This is a genomic window from Candidatus Neomarinimicrobiota bacterium (assembly GCA_036476315.1).
Classification (GTDB): domain Bacteria; phylum Fidelibacterota; class Marinisomatia; order Marinisomatales; family S15-B10; genus JAZGBI01.
In genome coordinates this window covers 1-4035 of sequence record JAZGBI010000007.1, presented here as the reverse complement: position 1 = coordinate 4035, position 4035 = coordinate 1, and the positions used below count along the sequence as shown (strand labels likewise).

General features: G+C 50.5%; 2 protein-coding genes. Both read right to left on the bottom strand.

The genetic code is table 11. The features are described from left to right. Window positions 1-50: 50 nt before the first annotated feature. Window positions 51-356 carry a cupin domain-containing protein gene (locus tag V3U24_00480; GenBank protein ID MEE9165928.1) on the bottom strand — a complete coding sequence of 102 codons (306 nt, stop codon included), beginning with the start codon at window positions 354-356 and terminating at the stop codon, window positions 51-53. Between the two features lie 141 nt (window positions 357-497). After that, complete coding sequence (locus V3U24_00475) at window positions 498-3824, bottom strand: cellobiose phosphorylase (protein ID MEE9165927.1); 3327 nt, start codon at window positions 3822-3824, stop codon at window positions 498-500. Between the last annotated feature and the right edge of the window lie 211 nt (window positions 3825-4035).

Below are 4035 nucleotides of genomic sequence, written 5' to 3'. Positions count from 1 at the left end.
GGGTTTGATCCTGTTCTCCCGTCATGAACGGCCCTTTCCCCCTTTTTGCCCTACGCTTTGCCTTTGCACTCGAAGAAAACAAGCTCTAAAGGCTGACCGCTCAAGTTTTCAGGCAGATGCTCGCATGCTGGGAACGACAGGACTTCCCCAGCCTTCACCCGTACTTCCTCCGTTTTGCCATCAGGGAAGGTAAACCGGACGTGGGCATCTGTCAGATACACTCCTATGCTTGCCGGATGTCCGTGCATCACGGATTTGTCGCCGGGCCCGTACCTGATTCGAAGCACCCGCACTTGCTCATTCTCAAGTTCGACTTTGTAATGCTTGAGATCTACTTTCACAGGGTCTTGTCCCATTTTAGTCTCCTCATTTGATTTGCAACCTCCCTACCTCAAAGGACTAGACGACTGGCTCTTTCCGCTCCACCCCTACACCCTATGAATACTTGTCCAATTGTCAATTGTAGACGTGACCCCATTGCGTCTGCGCACGTGCCTTCAAGAAAGAACCACATCGATTCGCTCCACGCGCCCTTCTCGCACACTCAACGCCAGCGAGGTTTCCAACACCTCCCCAGGTGTGGTTTTCTCTTTCCCATCATGATACTTCAGCGAGTAGGAAACAACTTTCGCCCCGGCTTCGCCGAAGGTGTCCTTACGTTCGTGATTGTGATACACGACCAAGCTCTTTCCAATGAATTTGAAAGCAAAAGCGTCCTCGGGGATCACGACTGCTTTCGATCTCTCCTCTTTATCATAGTAGCGGGAAGTCCGCTTTTCTTGCGTGAATAACCAACCCGGGAGGATGGGCCGAAGCCTCAACATCAGTTGGCCTTCGTGATTTAAAAAGAACGGATTCTCCCCTGCAACCATCAAGGTCCACAGGTGAAGCATCTCGCAAGTGCTTCCGCTCAAACGTGGCTGAAAGCCACGGCCGTGAAGCTTATCGTCCCCAAAAGCGCTGCTGACGATGAAAGAGGTTCCCTCAAGTATGCTCCTCCCATACATGTTCGGGTCGAGAAAGGGAGTTAGGGCGGTTTTGATGTCTCGGTAAAATTCCCGGCACAGGCCATTCTGCAGCAATTCCAAAAGCCATTTGTACTCCATATGAACATAAACGGATCCATTCTCTATCCACCCAGGAGTGTAGGCGCAAATTCTCCCGATATCGAAGGGCTCTTTCTCTAGGGACTCACAGTTCCTATACATCTCAAGTTTTCGGTCGTAAAGCTGACTTCTCTTGACCGCCCTGTGAATTTCTTCCTTCCACTCTGGATGGGCCCTCAGCAGATGGACGGGGCCCTCCAGGAAAAGCGCCATCGGCCGAGGGCGGAATTTGCTCACCTTGACTAAGGGGTTTCCGCCGTCACTCAACATTGGGATCTTCTTCTTGCTGTCTTTCCAGACCGGCTCCCAGTCGATAACCTCATTGACGAAATACGTGTAACAAACCCCGCTCTTATGAAAGACGTTCTTTCTGTTTCCAGGCTCGAACACCTCTGCCAGAAGCCTCAAGCACTTATCCAAGAAAACTTTCGTCTCAGCAAGTGTCATTTCCTGCTCCACACCGCTGATTCCCATCTTCGTCTTCTCCCGATAACGTTCCTTCAACCGATTGCTTTCTTCCCAGTACACCAACCTTTTTTCCTTGCCTCTCCACGTGAGCCTCTTTCCTATCGCTTTACCCAGAGCGCCCACAAAGTCGTGCAACTCTTCGTGGAGAAGGACCGTTTCGTCCTCTTCCAGTGTAAGTTCGTCTACGGCCCTGCGAAGGAACCGAGCAAGTCTTTCCAATTCTATGGTCTCGCAAATCGACGACCCAAAAAGTCCGGGCAGCCCGTTCAAGGGATCACACCACCCGGGTTTGTCGGCCTCCATCATTACTCCAATTCCTCGTGGGTCCAATGTAGCGATCTTGTTCACAATGATGGAGAGAAGTTTCACCAAGAGGTTCGTTTTGTAAGGGCGACCGTGGCCATGTCTCGTCCGCATTCTCGTCGGACGCTCTGAGCGTTTTTTGATCATTGCGAGTTTTTCTCGATCGCGAACCACCGCACCGTATTGTCTCACCCTTCCATCCACCACCACATATTTTCTATTCCGCGGCACAACAACATCCGGGTTATCGTAGTATGTGTAAATCTTCCGGTCGACCAAGACTTCCTTGAGTCTATCGGGATAGATTTCCAGGAAACGTTTGATCAAGTCGATGTTGTATGTCCAGTGATCCACCCAAAACCCCTCATGTAAATCGCCGACGTCATTTTGCCGGCAGAAAAGCAGAAGTTTTCTCAAGATCTTCTCATACACTTTTGCGTTACGCCCTGTCGTCTCTTCGAGCGTCATGATAAACTCGCCGGCAGTAAATGGGCGGGCAACCACTCCCAACAGCTCGCGGTACAATTTTTCATCCTTCACAAGGCCTTTCAACCATTTCCGAAGCCCAACGGTATCGTAAGCCACATATGTTATTCTACTGACTACCTGGGGGTTGTACCCATCTGTCTGGACAAGGCTCAGGAACGTAACGATGTTGGAGTCTTCCACCTCGGGGAAGAACCAGACATCACTTCGCCGATTCTGGTTGACATCGCGATAAAAGCCATCGCCCTGTGAGAGGAAGGCAGGATCTAAGACGAAAAAGGTATAATCTCTCTCAAGGTCCCCATGCTTTCGACCGTACACGTAAAGAGCGCTTTTTCCCTCAGTCGTGTCAAAGACTAAAGGCATCCCCCCGCGCAGCACATTATCCAGAAATGTCTGCTGACAGTACTCGTCGAACTCTCGAGAACTCGATACCGTGAATGCGTGATTCTTCACCTGCTCGATGACCACGCTGTTTTCTTCACGTTTGCGCTGCAAGAAATCTTTTTTCTTAACAGCTCTCACGAGAGTGCGCAATTTGTCTTCATGCGTAGTATTGCCGATCAATGAGAAGAGAACGACCTCCCCGCCTGCAGGCACCCTAACAGACAGAGCAGTAAAGGCACACGGGGTTTTGTTCTCCCGAATTTGCCTCATCGCAAGCAGCTTTTCAAGGGGGTACTTCTCAAAACACCATGGATAATCGTACGCCTCGCCCTCACCAAATATGATGGAAGGATCAACGATGACGCGATCCCGCAAGATATCGCTTCCCCCTCCAAGAAGGCTCACGTAGAAATTTCCACCAGACATCCTTCCGATTTGGGGAACATCCGCCGGGCTCTGTTTCAACCTGAAAAGTGGTACCCCACCAACCTGCTCGATCCCCATCATTGCCTCAATGTGCCGCGTGGTAAACTTGACGAGATTCTGATTCAAACCGTGCGGGAGTATGCGCGGCAGACCATCGAGGATCTCCAGGTTAGCGGGGGCAGTTCTCAGATTCTTCACCCTCAACTCCCTCACCAGAGACGGTATCGGTTCATTAACTAAAGGGAAGTAGAGCACACGAGTCTCTATGTCCAATTTTCGGTTGAAATCCTTGATCTCCAATTCCTCCGAGGAAAGGACCATTTTTTGTCTGATATTCATATCTCTGCTTTTTTGAAATGGTTCATAAAGCCAACGCCCATCGATCCTGAGGAAGGTTCGGAAACCATGCTGCGCATTGAGCTGGAGAGCTTTATTGAACGAGTAGAATTCCAGAATGGCGTGATTTTTGTCCCTAACACCGACACTGCTTATGCACTGTGCCCGGTTGACGTAGAAGACCCACATCGGAATTCCCCATCTACCCCCGATCCCGGGGAAAAAGTTGGAGAATGGTTTTGCCCAATTGTAGTTCTCAACGACGAATCGATGATCCTGATCGAGGTAATACTCAACTGCTTGCTCGTCCATGTTTACCCCTGTCACTCATTGACGCATTCGTCTCAGCCATTTTCCCCATGCCGTCGTAAGGACCCACTCGTACCGGAGCTATGTCTTTTCGAGCCAGGATTGGATCCGCCCCCCCTACGCAGTTGCGCCATTCATGATCCCGCTATCGCTTCTTGATATTGAAAAACAGTTGCTTTTCTTTGCGCCGCCGATCAATTCTCGCCTGGCCAAG